This window comes from Streptomyces sp. CLCI03 (genome assembly GCF_053615355.1).
The window spans coordinates 131,766-152,895 of sequence record NZ_CM132132.1 but is presented as its reverse complement, the minus strand read 5'-3'; the positions used below and the strand labels follow the sequence as shown (position 1 = coordinate 152,895).

The 21,130-nt window shown below is 72.5% G+C and carries 18 protein-coding genes; 9 read left to right on the top strand and 9 right to left on the bottom strand.

Annotated elements, in window-relative coordinates:
* The first annotated feature begins 8 nt into the window (after positions 1 to 8).
* The 3 genes from ACWG52_RS00740 (at position 9) to ACWG52_RS00730 (ending at position 6,219) form a co-directional block, all read left to right on the top strand.
* Complete coding sequence (locus ACWG52_RS00740; RefSeq protein ID WP_390139078.1) at positions 9 to 1,439, top strand: lipase/acyltransferase domain-containing protein; 1,431 nt, start codon at positions 9 to 11, stop codon at positions 1,437 to 1,439.
* A 122-nt stretch (positions 1,440 to 1,561) separates the two neighbouring features.
* Complete coding sequence (locus tag ACWG52_RS00735) at positions 1,562 to 3,409, top strand: VanW family protein (protein WP_453127454.1); 1,848 nt, start codon at positions 1,562 to 1,564, stop codon at positions 3,407 to 3,409.
* Positions 3,410 to 3,591: 182 nt separating this feature from the next.
* Positions 3,592 to 6,219 carry a SpoIIE family protein phosphatase gene (locus ACWG52_RS00730; protein WP_389802919.1) on the top strand — a complete coding sequence of 876 codons (2,628 nt, stop codon included), beginning with the start codon at positions 3,592 to 3,594 and terminating at the stop codon, positions 6,217 to 6,219.
* Between the two features lie 24 nt (positions 6,220 to 6,243).
* Here ACWG52_RS00730 and ACWG52_RS00725 read toward each other — a convergent pair whose 3' ends face one another.
* Positions 6,244 to 7,131, bottom strand: a complete 888-nt coding sequence (locus ACWG52_RS00725; RefSeq protein WP_389802922.1) for a S41 family peptidase — start codon at positions 7,129 to 7,131, stop codon at positions 6,244 to 6,246.
* 55 nt (positions 7,132 to 7,186) lie between these two features.
* Entirely contained in the window at positions 7,187 to 7,528 is a 342-nt protein-coding gene (locus ACWG52_RS00720) for an antibiotic biosynthesis monooxygenase family protein (RefSeq protein ID WP_453127452.1), read from the bottom strand.
* 93 nt (positions 7,529 to 7,621) lie between these two features.
* Between ACWG52_RS00720 and ACWG52_RS00715 the strand changes: the two genes are divergently transcribed.
* The 3 genes from ACWG52_RS00715 to ACWG52_RS00705 all read left to right on the top strand — a co-directional run bounded on the left by ACWG52_RS00715 (position 7,622) and on the right by ACWG52_RS00705 (position 9,581).
* Positions 7,622 to 8,623 carry an RNA ligase family protein gene (locus tag ACWG52_RS00715; protein WP_453127450.1) on the top strand — a complete coding sequence of 334 codons (1,002 nt, stop codon included), beginning with the start codon at positions 7,622 to 7,624 and terminating at the stop codon, positions 8,621 to 8,623.
* A gap of 86 nt (positions 8,624 to 8,709) precedes the next feature.
* Positions 8,710 to 9,210 (top strand): hypothetical protein, encoded by a 501-nt coding sequence (locus ACWG52_RS00710; RefSeq protein ID WP_389802929.1) that lies wholly within the window; start codon positions 8,710 to 8,712, stop codon positions 9,208 to 9,210.
* Between the two features lie 137 nt (positions 9,211 to 9,347).
* Positions 9,348 to 9,581: a hypothetical protein gene (locus ACWG52_RS00705; RefSeq protein WP_389802931.1), complete on the top strand. Its 234-nt coding sequence runs from the start codon at positions 9,348 to 9,350 to the stop codon at positions 9,579 to 9,581.
* 57 nt (positions 9,582 to 9,638) lie between these two features.
* Here the strand turns inward: ACWG52_RS00705 and ACWG52_RS00700 are convergent, their stop codons facing one another.
* Positions 9,639 to 10,493 (bottom strand): hypothetical protein, encoded by an 855-nt coding sequence (locus ACWG52_RS00700; protein ID WP_389802934.1) that lies wholly within the window; start codon positions 10,491 to 10,493, stop codon positions 9,639 to 9,641.
* A gap of 179 nt (positions 10,494 to 10,672) precedes the next feature.
* Here ACWG52_RS00700 and ACWG52_RS00695 point away from each other — a divergent pair, with 179 nt between their 5' ends.
* The 3 genes from ACWG52_RS00695 to ACWG52_RS00685 all read left to right on the top strand — a co-directional run bounded on the left by ACWG52_RS00695 (position 10,673) and on the right by ACWG52_RS00685 (position 13,302).
* Positions 10,673 to 11,329, top strand: a complete 657-nt coding sequence (locus ACWG52_RS00695) for a DUF4232 domain-containing protein (RefSeq protein ID WP_390166024.1) — start codon at positions 10,673 to 10,675, stop codon at positions 11,327 to 11,329.
* Between the two features lie 137 nt (positions 11,330 to 11,466).
* Positions 11,467 to 11,817, top strand: a complete 351-nt coding sequence (locus tag ACWG52_RS00690; RefSeq protein ID WP_389802940.1) for a hypothetical protein — start codon at positions 11,467 to 11,469, stop codon at positions 11,815 to 11,817.
* Positions 11,818 to 11,901: 84 nt separating this feature from the next.
* On the top strand, positions 11,902 to 13,302 hold the full coding sequence (locus ACWG52_RS00685; protein WP_389802943.1) for a pyridoxal phosphate-dependent decarboxylase family protein: 1,401 nt from the start codon (positions 11,902 to 11,904) through the stop codon (positions 13,300 to 13,302).
* Here the strand turns inward: ACWG52_RS00685 and ACWG52_RS00680 are convergent.
* The 6 genes from ACWG52_RS00680 to ACWG52_RS00655 all read right to left on the bottom strand — a co-directional run bounded on the left by ACWG52_RS00680 (position 13,249) and on the right by ACWG52_RS00655 (position 21,081).
* Positions 13,249 to 14,547 (bottom strand): MFS transporter, encoded by a 1,299-nt coding sequence (locus ACWG52_RS00680; protein ID WP_389802946.1) that lies wholly within the window; start codon positions 14,545 to 14,547, stop codon positions 13,249 to 13,251. The two genes, ACWG52_RS00685 and ACWG52_RS00680, sit on opposite strands and share 54 nt — an antisense overlap.
* Before the next feature lie 63 nt (positions 14,548 to 14,610).
* A complete protein-coding gene (locus ACWG52_RS00675) occupies positions 14,611 to 15,369 on the bottom strand; it encodes a GntR family transcriptional regulator (protein ID WP_390166028.1) in 759 nt (252 codons plus the stop codon).
* A gap of 136 nt (positions 15,370 to 15,505) precedes the next feature.
* On the bottom strand, positions 15,506 to 16,825 hold the full coding sequence (locus tag ACWG52_RS00670) for a cytochrome P450 (protein WP_389803341.1): 1,320 nt from the start codon (positions 16,823 to 16,825) through the stop codon (positions 15,506 to 15,508).
* 117 nt (positions 16,826 to 16,942) lie between these two features.
* A complete protein-coding gene (locus ACWG52_RS00665) occupies positions 16,943 to 19,030 on the bottom strand; it encodes a SpoIIE family protein phosphatase (RefSeq protein WP_390139089.1) in 2,088 nt (695 codons plus the stop codon).
* Positions 19,031 to 19,082: 52 nt separating this feature from the next.
* Positions 19,083 to 20,471 (bottom strand): LCP family protein, encoded by a 1,389-nt coding sequence (locus ACWG52_RS00660; RefSeq protein ID WP_453127447.1) that lies wholly within the window; start codon positions 20,469 to 20,471, stop codon positions 19,083 to 19,085.
* 178 nt (positions 20,472 to 20,649) lie between these two features.
* Positions 20,650 to 21,081, bottom strand: a complete 432-nt coding sequence (locus ACWG52_RS00655; RefSeq protein WP_389802957.1) for a VOC family protein — start codon at positions 21,079 to 21,081, stop codon at positions 20,650 to 20,652.
* Positions 21,082 to 21,130: the final 49 nt, after the last annotated feature.

Genomic DNA, 21,130 nt, shown 5'->3' with positions numbered 1-21,130 from the left:
GTTCGCTCATGGCCAAGATCCCGATGGCCGATGTCGTCGTACTGCTTCCCGGAATCGGTGGCAGCGTGCTGACCAGGAACGGCAAGGACGTGTGGGCGCCCTCCGCCTCGGCGGTCCTCGGCGCGCTGTCGAGTCTGGGCGGCTCGCTGGAATCCCTCGAACTCGGGCAGGACGACTGGCTCGTGGACGATCTCGGCGACGGCGTCGCCGCCGATCGCCTCGTGCCTGATCTGCACACCCTGCCCGGCCTGTGGAAGATCGACGGTTACACGGCGATCGAGAAGTTCCTGCTGGCCCGGTTCGACCTGCAGAAGGGCCGGAACTACTTCCCGTTCCCCTACGACTGGCGCCGCGACAACCGGGTCGCCGCCCGCAGGCTCGCCGAGCAGAGCGCCACCTGGCTGCGGGACTGGCGCGGGACGAGCGGCAACCCGGCGGCCCAGCTCGTCCTGATCGGGCACTCGATGGGCGGGCTCGTCTCCCGCTACTTCGTCGAGGTGCTGGGCGGCTGGAAGGACACCCGGGCCATCGTGACCTTCGGGACCCCGTTCTACGGATCGCTCAACGCCGTCGAGTTCCTGTGCAACGGCTTCCACAAGCGGCTCGGCCCCTTCGAGAAGGACCTCACGCGCCTGCTGCGTTCCTTCACCGGCCTGCATCAGCTCGTACCCGTCTACAAGTGCGTGTTCGGGCCGGAGGGCGAGTCGGCCACCCCGGCCAAGGCCGGGCTGCCCGACTGGCAACCGCGGTGGAGCGACCACCTCACCGACTTCTTCTGCGAGATGGAGAAGGCGGCCACCTCCAACCGGCAGGAATCCGCCTGGGAGTCCAACCAGGTGGTCTACCACCCCATCGTCGGCATGGACCAGCCCACCCGGCAGTCGGCGCGGCTCACCGATCACAAGGTCGAGACCCTGATGCTCCGCGGGGACGCGGACGAGGGGGGCGACGGCACCGTGCCCAAGCTGTCCGCCGCCCTCTCCGGCACCGAGGACGCCCGGACCTTCGTCCCGCAGAAGCACGGGAGCCTGCAGAACCAGGACGCGATGCTCGACCACCTCGGCGGCATCCTCCGGTCCCTGCACGACGTACGCATCGACGATCTGCGCGCCGCAGTGACCTCGTGGTTCAGCTACCTCGGTGACGATCTCTACCTCGCCGACGAACCGGTCGTCTGCGAGGTCGGCGCCGTCAGCGCGCTCAGCGAGGAGGAACTGCCCGAGGTACCGGCGCGACTGTCGGTGACCGCCCGGACCACCGGTCGGCCGGTGGTCGCCCGCGACCTCACGGTCGCACGGAGCCGGCGGCAGGTGGAGATCGGCGTGCTGCCCGCGGGCACCTACGACCTGCTGATCAGCGCGGGAGCCGACACGGCACCGCTGTCCGATGTCTTCGTCGTCGCCGGCCCGGACGGCACCGACGGCACGGCAGAATCGTGACAACGATTACATTCGTCCCCAAATGGCTCATCCAGCAGGGATCATTATTTCCCGTAATTGTCGTATATGGCTGCCTTGCGGCCCGCGCCACCTGAGGAACCGGTGGGCGCCACGGGAGAGATATGGGACGCGTGCGCAGCTGGACTGTCAACCGACGGATCGCTCTGCCGGTGACGGTGGCGGGAGCCGTCGTACTCGGGCTGGGCGGCCTCTACGGAACCGCCCTCGCGGTCGGAGGCGACATCGACCAGGGCACACGGGTCCTCGGCGTGGACCTCGGCGGCATGAGCCGGGCAGAGGCGCGCCGGACACTCACCCGCGAGCTGGGACCCGCCGCCGCGGCCCCGATCACGATGAAGATCGGCGACCGGGTGGAGAAGGCCGATCCCGCCGCTCTGGGACTCTCCCTCGACACCGAGGCCACCGTCGACCGCGCCGTACGGGCCGGATCGAATCCGGTCGCCGTGGTCGGCAGCCTCTTCGCCTCGGGCACCCACGACGTGGCGCCCGTGATCACCATGAACGAGCAGACCGCCCGCGCCGCCGTGGACCGCCTCGGCAGGACCACCGAGCAGCGGGTCCGCGACGGCGTGATCGCCTTCGAGCACGGCACGGCGAAGTCCGTCGCCCCGCTCCCCGGCGTCTCCCTCGTCCAGGACCAGGCCATCGGCACCCTCCGCGACACCTACCTGAGCCCGGACAAGGGCCCCGTCGTCCTGCCGGTCACACGCACGCAGCCGCGCGTCGGCGCCGAGGAGACCGGACGGGCCATGCGGCAGTTCGCCGAGCCCGCGATGTCCGCGCCCGTCACGCTCACCGTCGCCGGCGAGCGGATGTCCATACCCCCCGCCGTCCTCGGCGAGCACCTGAAGATGCGGGCCGACGGACAGGGCCGCCTCGTGCCCGACCTGGACGCCAAGGGGCTGCTCGCGGACCCCGCCGTGGCACCCACGATCGACGCGGTCACCCACCCGCCCCGGAACGCCGCTCCCGGCCTCACCGCGGACGGCCGCGTGGTGATCGCCGACCAGGGCCGTACGGGACGCCAGGTCACCCAGGAGGCGCTCGGCCGGGCCGTGCTGCCGCTGCTCACCCGCTCGGGCGCCGCCCGTAGCGGCGAGGTCGCCACCGTCGCGGTGCAGCCGGACCTCACCGCCGACGAGGCGCGGCGGCTCGGCATCAAGGAGAAGGTCTCCTCCTTCACCGTGGAATTCCCGGCCGCCCCGTACCGCACCACCAACATCGGCCGCGCCGTCGAGCTCATCAACGGCTCCGTCGTCATGCCGGGCCAGGAGTGGAGCTTCAACCGCACGGTCGGCGAGCGCACCCCCGAGAACGGCTTCGTCGACGGCATCATGATCAACGACGGTCAGTACGTGAAATCGCCCGGCGGCGGTGTCTCGGCGGTCGCCACCACCATGTACAACGCCGCCTTCTTCGCGGGCGTCAAGCCCGTCGAGCACGGCGCGCACTCCTTCTACATCGAGCGCTACCCCGAGGGCCGCGAGGCCACCGTCGCCTGGGGCACCCTCGACCTGCGCTGGCTCAACGACACCGGCCACCCGCTCTACATCCGGGCCACGTCCACCGACACCTCGCTGACGATCTCCCTCCTCGGGACGAAGAAGTACGACGAGATACGGGCGACGAAGGGGCCTCGCACCAACATCACGCCGCCCGGGAAGCGGACCGGCAGTGGGGAGACCTGCGAGGTCCAGACCCCGCTGGAGGGCTTCGACGTCACGGTCGGCCGGACCTTCGTGCAGGGCGGCAGGGAAGTCAAGCACGAGGACTTCAAGACCCACTACACGCCGCGCGACGAGGTCACCTGCACCCCCGAAGGCACCGCGGAAGGCGCGCAGCCGGCCTCTCCGGGAGCCACCCCCGGCGCCACCCCGCAGCCCTCGCAGACCCCGTCCGGCGCGGCCGCCGACGGTGTCCGGACCGCGGCCCAGCGCCACGCCGACTGACACCATCGGGGGACCAGGCGTGACATTCCGGGCGCATACCGTGCATGCCGGGGGCCGCCGGCGCCCGGAAGTGCTACAACTGGGTTCGTGACCATTCCTCGCCACCCGTGCCGGGCACGTCGGTGCGGTCACCTCTAGGCAGCCGGAAGAAGAGCGTCGCCGGACAGGTATTCATCCTCCAGGTGGCGATCGTGGTGTTGCTCGCGGCCGGGGCCCTGCTGGCCCTGGTCCTGCAGTCGCGGCACGACACCGAACGTGAGGCACGCAACCGCTCGGTGTCCGTCGCCCAGACCTTCGCCCACTCCCTGGGCCTCCAGGACACCCTGAAGACGTCCGACCCGTCCGCGACGCTCCAACCCCTCGCCGAGACCACGCGCAAGGCCGCCGGCGTGGACTTCATCGTGGTGATGGACACCAACGGCATCCGGTACAGCCACCCCCAGCCGGACCGCATCGGGAAACGCTTCGTCGGCACCATCGAGCCCTCGCTCAAGGGCCAGGTCCACACCGAGAGCGTCGACGGGCCGCTCGGCAAGGAGATCCAGGCGGTGGTGCCCGTCACCGCGTCCGACGGCAAGGTCGTCGCCCTGGTCTCGGCGGGGCTCACCGTCAAGAACGTCACCGGCGTCGTGGACCGCCAGCTCCCCGTCATCCTCCTGGCCATCGCCACCGGCCTGGCCCTCGCCACCGTGGGTACCGCGCTCATCAGCAGACGCCTGCGCCGCCAGACCCACGGGCTCGGCACCCAGGAGATGACCCGCATGTACGAGCACCACGACGCGGTGCTCCACGCCGTCCGCGAAGGGGTGCTGATCACCGACGGCGAAGGCCGGCTCCTGCTGGCCAACGACGAGGCCAAGCGCCTGCTCGGGCTGCCCGAGGACGCCGACGGACGCGAGATCGCCGACGTACCGGGCCTGGACCGCCGGATGGCGGACCTGTTGCTCTCCGGCCGCGAGGCCACCGACGAGGTCCTGGAGAGCGGCGACCGGCTGCTCGTCGTCAACCAGCGGCCCACCCACCCCCGCGGCCGGCCGGAAGGCGCCGCCGTCACCATTCGCGACTCCACCGAGATGCAGGTCCTGACCACCCGGGCGGAAACGGCCCGCAGGCGCCTCAAGCTGCTCTACGACGCGGGCGGCGACATCGGCACCAGCCTCGACGTGGTGCGGACCGCCGAGGAACTCGCCGCCGTGGCCGTCCCCCGTTTCGCGGACTTCGTCACCGTCGACCTGGCGGACCAGGTCATCGACGGCGAAGAGCCCCGGGCAGGCTCCGACATGCGGCGCACCGCGGTCAGCGGCATCCGCTCCGACCATCCCCTCTACCCCGTCGGCCGGCTGATCGACTTCCTGCCGTCCACCCCTCAGGCGCGCGGCTACGGCACCGGCCGGGCCGAGCTGGTGCCCCACCTGGCCGACGCGCCGGGTTGGCAGGCCCAGGACCCGCCGCGCGCGCAGGCCATCGTGGACTACGGCATCCACTCGCTCATCGCGGCCCCGCTCATGGCCCGGGGCGTCGTCCTCGGCGTGGTCAACTTCTGGCGCTCGCAGAAACAGGAACCCTTCGACGAGGACGAGCTGTCCCTGGCCGAGGAACTCGTCGCCCGTGCGGCCGTCAGCATGGACAACGCCCGCCGCTACACCCGGGAACACGCCCTCGCCGTGACCCTCCAGCGCAGCCTGCTGCCACGCGCCCTGCCCGAGCAGAGCGCCATGGACGTGGCGCACTTCTACCTGCCCGCGCAGTCCGGGGTCGGCGGGGACTGGTTCGACGTGATCCCGCTGGCCGGCTGCCGCGTCGCACTGGTCGTCGGAGACGTCGTCGGCCACGGCCTGCACGCCGCCGCCACCATGGGGCGCCTGCGTACGGCCGTGCACAACTTCTCCTCCCTCGACCTGCCGCCCGACGAGATCCTGGCCCGCCTGGACGACCTCGTACAACGCATCGACCACGACGGGGAGGGCGACGACGCGAACGGCGGCGTGCTGGGCGCCACCTGCCTGTACGCCGTCTACGACCCGGTGTCCCAGCGCTGCACCATGGCACGCGCCGGCCACCTGCCACCCCTGGTGGTCGCCCCCGACGGCACGACGGAGATCGTGGAACTGCCGGCCGGACCCCCGCTGGGGCTGGGCGGCATGCCCTTCGAGACCGCGGAGCTGGACCTCGCGGAAGGCAGCCAGCTCGTGCTCTACACGGACGGGCTGATCGAGGAGCGGACCCGGGACATCAGCGAAGGGCTGGAACTGCTGCGGGCGGCGCTCAGCCACCCCGACCGGGACCCGCACGAGAGCTGCCGGGCCGTGCTCGACATGCTCCTGCCGCCCCGGCCCACCGACGACGTGGCCCTGCTCATCGCACGGACCCGGACCCTCGGGCCGGACCGGGTGGCCCAGTGGGACGTACCGTTCCAGCCGAGCGCCGTCGGAGCCACGCGCAACGCCGCGGCCAAGAAACTCGACGAGTGGGGCCTGGCCGACCTCGGCTTCGCCGCGGAACTGATCCTCAGCGAACTGATCACCAACGCCCTGCGGCACGGCAGCGGACCCGTACGGGTGCGCCTGCTCCACGACCACAACCTGACCTGCGAGGTGTGGGACGGCAGCAGCACCGCCCCCCACCTGCGCTACGCCGCCACGACGGACGAGGGCGGACGCGGCCTGTTCCTGGTCGCGCAGCTCAGCGAGCACTGGGGCACCCGCTACACGCCCGAGGGCAAGGTCATCTGGGCTGAACTGGCCCTGCCGGGCGCCGCCGGTGCCACGGAGGCCGCCCTCGCTGCCTTCCTGGACGTGGACCCCATCTGAACCCCGTCCGAGGAGGTGCGGGGGTCAGACGCCCGGCTGGACGGCCTTGAGCGCGGTCTCCAGCGCCTGCTGCGCCGGTACGGCGATGTCGGGAACGACTCCCACGCCCTCCCAGTTGCCGCCCGTGACGGTGTTGATCGACCGGGCCGTCGGCACCGTCACGAGCATGTGCTCGTCGACCGCGTGCCGGGCCGTCGGATGGGCGCCGCCGCGCGTCGTCTCACCCACCACCACGGCCCGCCCCCGCGCCTGCAGGGTGTACGCCACGTCCTCGCCCCCGGAGAAGGTGTCCCCGCTGGTGAGGATGTGGACCGGCCGGTCCAGGTAGCGGGGAGCGGGCAGGTGCGCGATCGTCCAGTACTGCCGGGTGCTGTCCGAGGACCGGTCGTAGATGTCGTTCAGGTGCACCTGGTCGTCGGCGAAGAAGTAGCTGCACCACATCGCGGCCCCTTCCGGCATACCGCCGCGGCAGCCCCGCAGGTCCAGTACGAGCGCGGAGCTGTGCGCGACCAGCTGCATCGCCGCGCCGATCGCGCTCGCGCCCTCGACGGCGCCCGCGATCAGCCGGATCTCTATGTACCCGATGTTCCCTTCCAGCTGCTCGACGCGCCGGATCCCCTGGTTCTCGGTCCGGAGCAGCGCCGAGAAGGCGGCCTGCCCGCCGTCCTCGTCCACCGGGTCCAGCGACTGCGGCTCGTCCGTCCACAGCAGACGCAGGTGCTTGTCCGGACACACCTCCTGGAGGTGAGCCGTCACCGCCTCGCAGAGCGCCGGCCCGTCGAGGCCCTCGTAGGCACCGGCCGCGAGCCGGCTCCGGATCCCGGCCGCGATGACCTGGGCCTTGTCCGGGAAGACGTAACCCGCGTCGATCCGGTGCAGGGCGCGTTCGATGATCTCTTCATTGGTAGACATGGTGCGGATGCTAGGTGCCGACTCCCGGTGATCAAAGGATTCACGGCCGGCCCGCTCACGGTCCGGGCGTCGTGCCCGCGACCTGGTCCGGTTCCGCCAGCATGTCGTCCACGATCTCCATCCGGATCTCCGGCAGACGCTCCGCGATCGCCTCCACCATCATCGCGACCCCCACAGGGTCGGGCGCCGCACAGCGTTCCCGTGACTCCTCGTCGGGCCAGCGGGCGTACGCCACCCAGCTACCGTCGTCCGCCCGGTGCAGCCGGGACCCGTAACTGCCGCACCGCGCGTGGACGGCCGCCGTCACCCGGTGCCAGCCCTCGGTGAACTGCCGCTCCATGCCCGGACGGAGCCGCCACCGGTAGATCACGGCGAACATGCCTGGATACCCCCGCATCAGGATGTGGATCTTTCCCGGTCACCCTACGGGGGTGTCTGGCCGGCGGGAAACAGAAGGGATCTTCACGGACGCGCTCGCTACGATCAACCGGTGCACCCCGAACCCCGCCCCTGGACCCCGTACCCGAAGATCCCCTCGAACGCCCGGCTGGGCGAGGCACGCGGGCGGAACTGGGTCGCCCACGAGAAGATCCACGGCGCCAACTTCGCCGTCGTGTGCGACGCGTCGGGCGCGCACCCCGCCAAGCGCCGCGAACTGCTCGCGGACGGCGGGCTGGACGACTTCTTCGGCGTCGGCAGGATCTGGCCCGCGCTGGCGGTGGCCGCGACCCGCTGTGCGCAGAGCCTGCGCGAGGACACCGGAGCGCCTGCCTCCGTGGTCGTCACCGTCTACGGAGAACTCGCCGGCGGCCGCTACCCCCACCCCGACGTACCCGCCACGCCCGGAGTCGATCCCGTACAGACCGGCGTCTGGTACGCGCCCGAACTCCTCTGGCTCCCCTTCGACGCCACCGTCACCCACGACGACGGCCCGCGCTGGGTCGGGGACCGGACGCTGCGCGCGGCGGCCGCCGAGGCCGGGCTGCTCTGCGTCCCGCTGCTCGCCGAAGGCCCGCTCGCCCGCCTCCAGGAGCTGCCGACGATCTTCCCCACCCGGCTGCCCGGACTGCTGGGCCTGCCCGCGCTGCCCGACAACCTCGCCGAGGGGCTCGTCGTCAAACCCGCCGACGGATCCCGTGAACCAGGGCGGCCCATGGCCAAGTTCAAGCAGCCCGCCTTCGCCGAGGACGAGCGGTTCGACGGCTCGCGCCCCTACCAGGCGCCGGCCGAAGGCGCCGCGGGAGTCCCCGGCTGGCTGCTCGCCCACGGCACCGGCCTGCTCACCCCGGCCCGGGCCGCATCGGCCGTGAGCAAGCTGGGACCCCGTACCCCGCCGGGCGAGCTGGCCGGCGAGATCGCCCGCGACGCCACCGAGGAGGTGGCGCAGGCACTGGGCGGCCTGGACCGGGCGACATTCCGCGCACTGGAGGAGTGCCTGCACGGCGGAGCCCTGGCCCTGGCCCGCTTCGACGCCGCCGACCGCCGCGCCTGACCCACCGGGCGCGGGGTGGCCCGCCGGGTTCCTGCCGGTTTCCTTCCGGTTCCTTGCGCGCCGACGGCCTTGGGCATACTGCTGCCATGAAGTCCCCGCTCGGCTCGCGCATCCACCTGATGATCACCTTCGTCCTGGTGACCTGCGGCACGGTCGCCGGAGCCTGCCTCGGCCTGCTCCTGTCCGGCCGGCTGATGGCCGTGGTCTTCGCGGCCGTGGCAGGCCTCGGCGCAGGGCTCGGATCGTACTTCTCCCGCCGGCAGGTCCTCGCGCTGTTCCAGCCCGACAGCGAGGACGCCCCGGCCGACGGCTACGCCGAAGGCCTCGCCGACGCCGCGCTCGTCTGCATCGCGACCTACCAGGCGGCCGTCTTCCCGCTCACCCCCGACGGGGTGAGCGAGGCCGAGCGCAAGGCCCGCCGCACCATGGCGTACCGCATCTCCGCCTACGAGGGCCTGCCGTACCCGGTCCAGAGCTCGGCGGCAGCCGCCCTCGAAGCCATCGACCACGGCGCGGACCCCAAGCGGGCGGAGAGCGCGATGAAGGAACTCTGCCTCACCATCTACGACAACCGCCGCGGCCGGTGATCCGGGCGCGCACCGGGCCCTCCGGTGCGCTCACCGCATTGTCCGATCGGCTGGTCGGCAACGGTTGGGCCTCGGTCCGGTCTCCGGCAGTGGCCTGATGCGGATCATGGCGTTGTCCGGTTATGGAATCTGACGGGATGCTGTTCGCTCGGGCGCCGCTCGACGGTGTCGTCTGGCTCGACACACTGGTCCACGATCCGGCCTGTGGGTCGTGTCCGCGCCGGCGGGAGCCGGAAGAGGAATCCGAGGAGGACGACGCCGACGCGGACGCCGACAGGATCGCGGTCCTGTCGGGGCGGGCACGGAACTGGATGGTGGCCGCGTCCGCGGTCACCGTCGTCTCGGCCGTCCTGACCGTCGTGGCGAACTGACGGCCTCCCGGCCGGCCCAAGGGCCGCCGGACCCGCCGGCACCCGACCCGCGCGAGTTCATCCGCCCGGCCGGAGGGTCACCGTCCAGGTCCGGTAGGTGTGTTCGCCGGGCCGGTCGGGGTGTCGTTCGGTGATGGTCACGGTGATCTCGTCACCGGAGCGGTGGAGCGCGCCGTGGTGACGCCAGGCGTCCTCGGGGTCGACGGGCAGCAGCTCGGCGAGGACCTCGTCCTCCAGCCGGCGCCCGACGGCGCGCAGCACCCCGGCGTCGAGCACCAGGATGGTGCCGTCCGCGAGGACGAGCGGCTCCGGGGCCTGCGGGTCGGTCAGAGCCGGTCCGCGTTCGACGGTGCCACCGGGCAGCAGCCGGACCACCCGGCTGCCGGTGGGGATGTTCCGGTCGGTCTCCACGACGCGGATGCCGGTCCCGACCACGTAGTGGCCGTAGCTGCGCCAGGAGTCGTACAGGGTGCCGTCGCGGTCGTAGGCCCAGGTGTCGAAGACGTCGTAGCCCTCCAGACCCAGGACGAACCGGCCGCCACCCAACGCCGCACCGCGCGCGCCGCGCAGTTCGGCGATCCGGCTGCCGTCCGCCAGGTCGAGGAGCAGGGCCGGGCCGAGGTTTCCCCAGGGCGTGTACGCGAGCGAGTCCGTGGTGACGAGGACCCGTCCACCGGAGATGTGGGCGGCGTTGGGAACCCCGGAACAGAGCGCGGTCCAGCGGGTACGGCCGAGGTCGTCCACGCAGCTGATCTTCCCGGGGGTGCCGTGGACGCGCAGGTCCTGCCGCCGGGCGAGCGGCCGGCCCGTGGGACGGGCCGCGCCGTCCGGTGGCAGACCGGCCGTGCGCCCGTGCGCCCGCACCGTGACCCGCCACGCGCCCGCTCGGCCGTTCTCCTCCGATGTCCCCATGGACCCAGATGCTAGGGCCTGCCTCGGTCGTCCCTCGCCGATCAGGCCGCGTTCGCAACCGTGGTCGATCCGACGACGCACCGTCACCAAGCTGTGAAGCTTCTACGGGACGCTGGTGCTCAGCCAGCCCGGCCCAGCCCGGCGCGTTCCACGCGCTTTCCCCAGGGGGGACCACCATCATGAGCACCGTACGCAAGGCAGCCATCGCTCTCGCCGCCGTATCCGCACTCGCGCTGACGGCCTGTGGCCCCACCGAGGACGATGCGGCGGGCGGGCCCGGGACACCGAGCGCGAGCCCGACCGCGAGCCCGAGCGGGAGCGCCACCGCCGCCCCGAGTGCGACTCCGTCGAAGTCCGGTGCGCCGAAGAAGACCGAGACCCCCACGAAGCCGCCGAAGTCGGGCGGGGCCGACCCCGACCACGACGTCTTCCCCTGCAGCACGTACGACGTGACGTTCACCGCGAGCCTGGCCGAGCCCACGACCAGCAGCTACCTACTGAAGATCACCAACAAGGGCACCAAGGCGTGCCGGGCGCTCGGACATCCGATCGTCACCTTCGGCGATCTGGACGGCCAGGCCACGGAGCGGGGCGCGGCCCCCGGCATCGAGGACGCGCTGCGGCTGGAGCCGGGCCAGTCGGCCTACGCCGGGCTCATGGGCGGCGCCGACGACGGCAAGGGCAAGACCGTCAACTCGATCGCGCTGACCATGAACACCGAGTCCGACCTGGCGCAGACACCGCTGAAGGCGTCCACCCCCGGCTTCTACGTCTCGCCCACCAAGAACTCGGTGACCGCCTGGATGAACAACGCGGAGGACGCCCTGAGCCTCTAGGGGTACCAGAGCGCGGGGTGACGGTCCCGGCGCGTGCGCGTTCATCCGGTCGGCCGAGCAACGGAGGACGGCCGCGCCCCACCGGGTCAGGCTGTGGAACAAGGACCGTCACCACCGCACAGACGAGGACCGAGCCCATGTCCCACAGCCGACGTATCAGCACCATCGTGGGCGTCGCAGCACTGCTGTTGACGGCCAGCGCCTGCTCGGGCCTGGGCCGCAGCACCGTCGGCATGCTGACCTTCCGCGGGCACGACTCGCCGGTCGAGTTGAGCTACTCCAACACGCTGGTCGTCGGCTGCCACAAGATCGGCATCCCGAAGGGTGCCACGCACGTCGAGAACAACACCCTCGTCGACGTCGTCCTGTACCGGACCGAGGACTGCCGGAAGACCGACAAGGCCGACGGGATCTACGTGGCCACCACCCTGTCCAACGTCACGGCACCGGTGAGTCTGCCCTGGCGCAGCTTCAGCGTCATCCACTGACACCGTCATCCACCGACAACCGCGCCCCGCAGCCCGCCGGCCCACCGCTTGCGGGCGGGCGGGGTCTGTCCCATAGTCCGAGGTATGGACGCGCGCGAGGCGGCGCTCCGACAGGCGCACGGGCATGCCGTCCGCTGGCTGGCCGCTCTGTCCGATCGCCCGGTTCCCGCCCGCGCCTCGGTCGACGAGATCGTGCGCGCGCTCGGAGCCGAGCTGCCCGACGCGCCGAGCACGCCCGCCGACGTCGTCGACCTGCTGGCCACGGCCTGCGAGCCGGGGCTCACCGCCTTTCCCAGCGGTCGCTTCTACGGGTTCGTGGTCGGCGGCACCGAGCCGGCCGCGCTCGCGGCGGACTGGCTCGTCAGTGCCTGGGACCAGAACTGTGTGATGCGGGCGGTCACGCCCGCGTACTCGGCGGTGGAGGAGATCGCCGGTGCCTGGCTGCTGGACCTGCTCGGCCTCCCGCCCGACAGCGCCGTCGGCTTCACCACCGGCGCCACCATGGCGAACTTCACCTGCCTCGCCGCCGGGCGCGACACGGTGCTGCGGCGCGCCGGATGGAGCGTGGCCCACGACGGACTCGTCGGTGGTCCGCCCGTGCGCGTCATCGCCGGCCAGGACCGCCATATGGCCATCGACCTTGCCCTGCGCTACCTGGGGCTCGGTCGGCCCGAACTCGTCGAGGCGGACGCGCAAGGACGCGTCGACGCCGAGGCCCTGCGCCACACCCTCGCGACCCCCGGCCCCGGTTCCGGTGCCGGCTCCGGCTCCGTTCCGACGCTCGTGATCCTGCAGGCCGGCGACATCCACTCCGGGGCCTTCGACCCCTTCCCCGAGGCGATCCGCGCCGCCCGCGAGGCCGACGCGTGGGTGCACGTGGACGGTGCCTTCGGCCTGTGGGCGGCCGCCTCCCCGACCTACGCCCACCTCACCGACGGCTGCGCCACGGCGGACTCCTGGGCCACGGACGCCCACAAGACCCTGAACGTCCCCTACGACTGTGGCCTCGCCCTCGTCGCCGACCCCGCCGCACTCCGGTCGGCCATGGGCCTGCAAGGCGACTACCTGATCCAGCACGAACACGGCGACCCCATCGACAAGGTCCCCGAACTCTCCCGCCGCGGGCGCGCCTTCACCGTATGGGCCGCCCTCCGCTCCCTCGGCCGCGCGGGCGTGGCCGACCTCGTCGACCGGCTGTGCCGACACGCCCACGCCTTCGCCACCGGCATCGACGCCATCGACGGCGCCACCGTCCTGAACGACGTGGTCTTCACCCAGGTCTGCGCCGAGTTCGGCGACGACGAACGCACCGACCGGGTGCTGGACCGCCTCCTCGACGAGGGGGAGGCCTGGATCAGCGGCTCCACCTGGCACGGCCGCCGCGTCATGCGCATCTCGGTGAGCAACTGGTCCACGACGGACGAGGACGTCTCACACACCCTGGCCGCGATCCGCCGCGCCTGTTCGAGCACGATCCGCCCGTGAGGTCAGCGGTCGCGGGGGCGGTGTGCGCATGGCCCGCAGCGGCGACAGGAAGCCGGGCAGCACGCTCAGCGTCATGCCGGCCGCCCCGATCCACAAGGCTCCCGCCGGTCCGTACACCGAGCCCGAGGCTCCGCCCAGGAGCCCGCCGAGCGGAATTCCGCCCCAGGACACGAACCGACTCGTCGCGCTCATCCGGCCCAATAGCCGATCCGGTGTGACGGCCTGCTGCACGCTCGACTGAGCCACGAAGCGGACGACCCCGCCCAGGGAGAGCGCCGCGAGCCCGATCGCGGCCACGTACACGCTCCAGCCCGGTCGCGCCATCGGCATCAGGACGGTCGACGGGCAGGTGACCAGCGACGCGAGCCAGATGACCGGACCGAGCCCGACCCGCTCCGAGAGCGTCCTCGCCAGCAGCGCGCCCACCAAGGCCCCACCACCCATCCCCGACAGGATCAGACCGATCCCGGAGGGCCGCAGTCCCACCTCTCGCTCCAGGAACACCGGCAGCATGCTCAGGTAGACGGCCAGCGAGAGGTTGAAGAGGGCGTCCCCGAGCGCGATGGCACGCAGGGCGGGGTGCCCCAGGGTGTAGGTCAGACCTTCCGCGATCTCCCGGCCCGGTCGAGGGCGATCACCGGACTCCGGTTTCCGTTCGCGCGTGCGGATGCCGAGCGCGACCAACCCCGACGCGGCCAGTCCGGCCGCACTCGCCAGCAGCGTCACAGGCGCTCCGACCAGACCTACGAGGGGTCCTGCCAGCGCCGGCCCACCGATGCTCGTCGCGGAGCGGACCGCCGACAGCTTCGCGTTGCCCTCCACCAGACGGCCGCGTCCCACCAGGTGCGGGAGAAGGCCGACGTACGCCACGTCGAAGAAGACGGTCAGCACCCCATGGATCAGGGCGATCGCGTAGAGCCCGAGGACGGTGAGACGGTCGGCCCACCAGAGCACCGGTACCGTCGCGAGAGCCGCCGCCCGGAGGAGATCCGCGGCGATCATCACCGAACGCTTGCGCACACGGTCCACCCACGCCCCCGCCGGCAGCCCGACGAGGAGCGAACCGACCGAGGTCGTCGCCGCCAGCAGGCCGACCTGGAACGCATCGGCACGCAGAGCCGTGACGGCGACCAACGGCAGTGCCAGGAACGTGATGCGATCGCCGAGTTGGCCGAGCGCGGTGGCGGCGAACAGGCGCCCGAAGTCCGGATCACGGAGCAGGCCGGGCAGGCAAGGTCGGGGCATGGCAGTGTCCTACGGTCGGGGTCGCGAGGGCGCCGCGACGGTCGGGCGGCTACGGACAGGCGACTACGGGCGGTCGACCCCGAACGCGTAGACCACCTCGCGGCGCGCGTCGGGGATCACCATGTCGGCCGTTTCCACCGGGCGTCCCCACGTGTCGTAGATGGTGCGTTCGATGGTGAGCACGAGGTCCCCCACACCGATCCCCAGCAGGTGCGCCTGCACCGGCGTGGCCCGGGCCGGGCGCGGCACCTCGACCACGGTCGAGACGACCACACCGATGGAGCGCATGCGCTCGACCACCCCTCGGCCCGCCAGGGGACCCGTCTCGGGCAGCACGACGGGCGTTCCGTCCGTGAGCGCCATCGGCTCCCAGGACGCGGAGAGTTGGACGGGCTGCCCGTCGGCGAGGAACTCGTAGCGCGTGTGCACGCACAGGTCTCCGGGGCCGATGTCCAGCCGGCGTGCGACGTCTTCCGGGGCGGGCACCCGCAGCAGGCTCTCGGAATCCCAGGCATCGGCCCGGCCCTTCTCCCGCGTGGCGGAACGGAGGGAGGGCCCCTCCCGGCGCTCACGATGCCGTGAGCGGACCAACCGCAGACGCTCGCGCGGCACCCGGACGTAGGTACCCGATCCGGCGCGCCCCTCGAGGAGACCGTCGATGATCAAACGGTCCATGGCCCGCTGCACCACGTTCCGGCCGACCCCGTACGCCTCGGCGAGCCGCACCCGGGACGGCAGGCGCTCGCCGACCTCCCACTCTCCGGCGAGGATCCGGCCGCGCAGCGCGGCGGCCACTTCGAGGTACGGCGCCTCTCGAGGCACAGGTGATCCTCCGATCGATCTGCTCGGCGCGCAGGCCGTGCGTTCAGGGGGTGCGGGCACGCTACCGCCCCCGGCGAAAGCTGCTGGAGTAGCCGTCGCCAGGGGCGAGCCGCCGGGGACGAGGGGTGCCCACCCCTCAGCGGGTGAGGGTGACCGGCGTCGGGCCGTCGGGGCGCACGGTGATGCTGTACGCCGCCCGGGTGGGCACGGATCGGAAGTACGGGACGTGGGCGGGCAGCAGGAGTTCGAGGAGGGCGACCGACTCCCGCAGGGCGAACTGCTGGCCGAGGCAGGCACGGGGGCCGATGCCGAACGGCAGGTAGGCGCCGGGCCGGGTGGGGCGGCCGCCGGCAACGGTGAAGCGTCGGGGGTCGAAGTGCTCCGGATCCGGCCACAGTTCGGGATCCCGATGGGTGAGGTAGGGGCAGACGAGCAGATCCGTGCCGGCCTCGACGTGGTAGCCCGCCAGGACCTCGGCCTCGGGGGCGTGCCGGGGCAGGATCCACGCGGACGGGTAGAGCCGGAGCGTCTCGCCGACCAGCGCCTGGATGGCTTCGCGCCGCTCCGGTGACCCCTCGCGACCGGCCGCGAGCGCCTCCTCACGGGCCGCCGGGTGACGGTCGAGGAGCAGATACAGCCAGGTCAGTGTGGTCGCGGTGGTCTCGTGGCCGGCGACCAGCAGGGTGACGAGCTCGTCCCGCACCAGCCGGTCGGTGTACTCGGGGCGCTCGGCCGAGGCGTCGACCAGCACCTGGAGCAGCCCCGGCCCGTCGGGGCCGGGGGAGCCGTCCCGGGCCGCGCCCACCGCCCGTCGGGCGACCTCGTCGATCCGGGCCAGGTCTTCGGCGACGGCGTCCCGGGCGTCCACCTGGTCGGCGGGCAGACTCGGCAGCGCGGCCACCACGGTGGCCACGGAGGTCAGTTCGTGCGCCGTGGTGTCGTCGAGCGGGTGCCCGGTGAGCGCCCGCCAGATGGTGTCGAGGGCGAAGCGGCGCATCTCCTCACCCAGGTCGAAGGTCCGCCCGGTGCGCGCGTGGTCGGCCCAGCGTGCGGCCGTGGTCCGGGCCGCCCCGATGATCCGCTCCTCGTAGCGACGCATCCCTCGTCCGGTGAACTGCGACTGCAGCAGCTTCCGTTGGGCCTTCCAGGCGTCGCCGGTCGCGGCGAGCACCCCGTCACCGATGAGCAGACGGGCGCGGTGGGAGCGCTTGACGTACCGGTCGGGGTGCAGGGCGAGGACGTGTTGCACGGCCTCGGGCGCGGTGACCAGCACGGTGGGGCGTGGCCCGATGCGGAACGCGGCGACCCCGCCGAGCCGTTCCCGTACCCGCGTCAACAGGTCGACCAGTTCGCCTTGGTGGGCGCGCCACCGCTCCACACAGTCGGCATCGGCCTCGGGGACCGGCCGCCCCGTCCCGGACCGCCGCGAGGTGGGTGGCTCGCTCCTGGCGTCGATGGCCACGACTCTTCTCCTGTCCGGCTGCCGGGACGGTGCCCGAGGGTCACTTCGACATCACGGACTGTACGGGGACGGACGTGCGCGGTGACAGCGCCGGAGGGCCGATGGCCCGAATCACACGGGTGGTGGGTGGTCGGGTGCGCCGATTCGGGCCGCGAGGAGGGCGATGTCGTCGTCGGCGGAGGCGGGCACCAGATGGGCGATGAGGGAGTCGCAGAGGTGGTCGAGCGATTGCTGGGGCGCGGCGAGCAGGCCGGTGAGCTCGGCCAGCCGTTCGTCGATGTCGCGCCTGCGCGCCTCGATGAGCCCGTCGGTGTACAGGATCAGGGTGCTGCCGGGCGGCACGTCGATGTCGGTGGTGGTGAAGGAGATGCCGCCGACGCCGAGCGGGACGCCCGGAGGGGTCTTGACGAGGTACACGGTGCCGTCGGGCTGCACCACGGCCGGGGGCGGATGCCCGGCGCGCGTGACCGAGCAGTGGCCGGTGGCGGGATCGCAGACCACGTAGAGGAACGTCGCGAGCATCGGGTCGGACAGGTCGGCGAGGGCGGCTTCGAGCTGGTGCAGCAGGGCGGTGGGAGGCATGTCGAGGCGGCCGAGCGCGCGGACGGTCGCGGAGAGCCGTCCCATCACGGCGGCGGCCGCGATGCCGTGGCCCATGACGTCGCCGATGAGGAGCGCGGCCCGGCCACCGCTGAGGGGCAGGACGTCGTACCAGTCACCGCCGACCTCGTTCACATCGCTGGCCGGCAGGTAGCGGTGGGCGATCTCGATCCCCGGCGGCGGGGTGACGTGCTGCGGGAGCATGCTGCGCTGCAGGACGACCGCGGTCTCGTGCTCGTGGTGGTAGAGCCGCGCGTTGTCGATGCTGATGGCGGCGCGGGCCGCCAGTTCGGTCGCGAGGGTGACGTCGTCCGACCCGAAGGGGCCGGTGTGTCCGGTGCGGTAGAAGGTGGCGACGCCGAGGACCATGTCGCGGGCGATGAGCGGGGTCATCATGAAGGAGTGCACGCCCAGCTCCAGGAGTTGGGCCGGTTTGGGGGAGTGCCGGGCCGCGGGGGCGACGGTCCGTTCGTCGAGGTGGGCGATCAGGAACGACTGACGGGCGGCCAGGGCCTGGGTGTAGGGGGCGGTCGAGGGGAAGATGAGGGTCCGCCCCAAGGGTGCCAAGGCCTGTGTGACGGCGGATCCGGTCAGCGGCGCCTTGCCGAGCCGCCGCAGGGCCACCCCGCCGGCCAGACCCGTGCCCGGCTCGATACCGCGGGCCAGGGAGTCCAGGACGTCGACCGTGACGGCGCTCGCCAGGTGCGGGACGGCGAGGTCGGCGAGCTCCTGCGCCGTGCGCTCCAGGTCGAGGCTGGCGCCGATCCGGGAGCTCGCCTCGCTGAGCAGGGCGAGACGGCGCCGGCCCGCCTCGGCCTCGGTGTGGTCCCGCTGCTGCGCGGTGATGTCGAGGAGCGAGGCGATCACGCCGATCGGCCGGCCGCCCGGATCCTCGACACGTACGTACGAGCACGACCACACATGGTCGTGGTCCGGGTCGGCCGGGGTCCGGCCGGTGCGACGCCGGTCGAGGACCGGCTCACCCGTGTCCAGGACCTGGCGCATCGCCTCCTCCATCTGGTCGGCGTTCACCTCGGGCAGCAACTCGGCCAGCCGCCGTCCGACATGGGCGGACTCGGCGAGCCCGTTCATCGCTTCGAGGGCCGGATTGACCTGGAGGAACCGCAGCTGCGTGTCGAGGACCCCGATGCCGACCGGCGAGCGGGCGAACAGCCCGTCCCAGACGGCCGAGGACCCGCGGATACGGCGGGCCGCGTGCGCGTCCGCGGCGAAGACCAGCACGGCCGAGGCGCCGTGGCGGCGGTCCGGGACCGGGCAGGCCCAGATCTCCAGCTCCAGCGGGTGACCCTTGCTGTGCCAGGCGGTGACCGTACCCATGACCCCGCGCCCCGTGGCGGCCGTCTCCCACAAGGACCGGCCCAGGCTGCGGTCGGCTCCCGGATGGAGGAGGTCGGAGATGTGCCGCCCCAGCACCTCGGGCGGGGCGTAGCCGAGGAGCTGCTGGGCGCCGTGGTTCCAGCGCACGATCATCCCGTCGTTGCTGGTGGCCACAAGTGCGACCGGCAGGGCGCCCAGCCAGCCTCCGGCGTCCTGGGCGGCGCTGCTGATCAGGTCGTCGAGCGGCATCTCCTCATGCATCGTGCACCCGCTCCTTGGGAACGGCCTCGTGACTGTGCGTGGTCCCCATCTCTCATCGTCGCCCGGATGGCTCCACGGCGCTCCCCGGCCGGGCGGCGCCGGCCGCGGCCGGCGCTTCGGCGCAGCGGAGGCGGTCGGCGGTCACGGGCGCGCCGTCGGCCACGTTGCGGTCGAAGGTGACGGCCTTGACCTGGACGGGCTGTGCGCCGACGGCGACCTCGACGACCGCGTCGAGCGTCGGGTCGGCCTGCAGCCGGGCGCCGGGCAGCGCGGCCGCGACGGTCGCCGCGTTCTCCTCCTGGCCGGTGGCGTGGCGGATGACCGGCGGGCCCGCCGGGCGCTGGGCGGGCGCGGTCGCCGAGGTGTCGGTGACGACGAACCCGCCCCCGCGCAGGGCGGCGGCGACATCGGCGTCGTCCACGCGGACGGCGAAGCGGGCCGGGTCGGTCGGGGCCGGATTCTCCGCGACGGGCTGGATCCGGGTGTCGCCCGTGATCGGGCGGTCCGCGCCGAGCGCGTCCCACAGGGCGGCGGAGCGGGCCTCGTCCCACACCAGGGTGGAGCCCACGCCCGGGACGCGGTGGTCGAAGAGTCGGATGGGCACGGTCGCGAACTCCGTCCGGTCCGCGCGCAGGTGACCGAGGGCCCAGCCGATGCGGACCAGGTCGTCCAGGCCGGTGCGCGCGTCGGTGCGCACGGTCTTCAGCAGGGTGCGTACGGTCCGCGCCGTGCTGATGGGGCCGCGGAGGGCGCCCTCCGCGGTGAGCCGGGCCAGCAGGTCGTTGACCACGCGCTGCTGGCGGCGGACCCGGCCGAGGTCGCCGGGCCGGAGGTTGACGTGCCGGGCCCGGACGTAGCGCAGTGCGCGGTCGCCGTCGGCGAGGTGGCGGCCGGCGCCGATGTCGAGCCCGGAGTTCTCGTCCTTGAGCGGCTTGTCGGTGCACACGGTGGCGCCGCCGAGGTTGTTCACGGTCTGCTCGAAGCCCGTGAAACCGGTCTCCACGTAGTGGTCGATGTGGAGTCCGGTGGCCTTCTCCACGGTGGCCACGGCCAGGGGGCCACCACCGACCGCGTAGGCACCGTTGATCTTGCCGCTGCGGGCCGGGGCGGTGGCGGTCGCGGTCGTGCTCGCGTACTCGACGTAGGAATCGCGGGGGATGGAGACGATGCTCGCGCGCCGCCGGTTCTGGGAGAGGTGGACGAGCATCATCACGTCGGTGCAGTTGCAGCCCTTGCCGCCCACGTGGAGCCGCCGCTTCTCGGCCGCGGAGAGCCCGGCGCGGCTGTCGATGCCGACGACCAGGATGTTGGTGCCCCGGCCGCCGCCACCGCCGCTGCCACCACCGGTGGACGCACTCGCGGCCGAGACGGCCTGCGATCCCACGAAGGAACCGCAGGAGAGGGCGGTCAGCAGGGTCAGGGCGACAGCGGTACGACGCAAGGCACATCCCCAAAGCAGAACGAACCGGATTCGGATTAACCGGATTAAATGGGGAATGTACTGGCCTTGTGGGCGAGCGCCCGGGCTGTACGCGCCGGGATTCCACCCCGCAGGGGGGCGGGCTTGGTACATCTGCCCGCCGGCGCGACGTACCCGGGCGCGCGCGGCGCCGTCCCGGTCAGCGCTCGGACAGCTCCGAGGGAGCCTCCTGGACGACCCAGCTGTTGCCGTCCGGGTCCACGAAGGTCATGAAGGAGTTCCAGGTCCCGCCCTTGCCCTCCTGCCAGCCCGACGCGCCGAGGTTCTGCACGGGCGACACGTCCACGCCCCGGGCCACCAGCTCCTCCCGGGCCGCATCGATGTCCGTGACGCACAGCTGAAGGCCGTGCAGGGTGCCGGGCGCCATGACCCGGCCCCCGGGCACCTCGGGCATGCCCTGGAGCATGGCGACGGAACACCGGGAACCGGGCGGGGTCATCTGGATGATGCGCACGCCGGGGGAGACCTCGTCGTCGAGGTCGACGCCGAAGCCGACCTGGTCGGCGTAGAAACTCTTCGCGCGATCCATGTCGGTGACAGGGACGGGGACGACTTCGAGCGTCCAGTTCATGGGTGTCTCCCTCGGTCGGGCATCGGCGGGGGCGCACAGCAAGGTCGCG